This window comes from Streptomyces calidiresistens (genome assembly GCF_014141525.1).
In the GTDB taxonomy this organism is placed as follows: domain Bacteria; phylum Actinomycetota; class Actinomycetes; order Streptomycetales; family Streptomycetaceae; genus Streptomyces; species Streptomyces calidiresistens.
Window position 1 is genome coordinate 1 of sequence record NZ_VKHS01001538.1, and the last position, 493, is coordinate 493.

1 protein-coding gene is annotated in these 493 nt (G+C 77.1%); it reads right to left on the reverse strand.

What is annotated here, in order from left to right:
- The coding region (locus FOE67_RS28195; protein WP_182667617.1) for a response regulator at positions 1 to 452 on the reverse strand (452 nt) is incomplete at its 3' end.
- Positions 453 to 493: the final 41 nt, after the last annotated feature.

Consider the following 493-nt stretch of genomic DNA (forward strand, 5'->3'; position numbering starts at 1 on the left):
GGATCGGGGGACGCGGTGTCCCCCGCCGCGAGACGGCGGAACTCCCCCAGGACCAGCCCCGCCAGGCCGGGGGTGAAGACCGGCTCCCCGGCCGCCGTACGACGCACCGCCGTCACCAGTTCCTCCGCCCCGGCGGACTTGACGAGGTAACCGGTGGCCCCGGCCTTCACCGCCTCCAGCACGTCCTCCTGCTCACCGCTGGCGGACAGCACCAGGACCCGGGGCGCGGGTTCGTCCGGACTCGCCGCCGAGCGACCCGCCAACCGGCGGCAGACCTCGGCGCCGGGCAGGCCGGGAAGGTTCAGGTCGAGCACCAGCACGTCCGGACGGGTGGCCCGGGCCCGGGCGAGGGCCTGCGGCCCGTCCCCGGCGGTGGCCACCACCCGGAAACCGGCCCCCTCCAGGTCGCGCGCCACGGCGTCCCGCCACATGGGATGGTCGTCGACGACCATCACGGTGACCGGGGGCCGCCCCTCCCCGCCGTCGTGTCCCC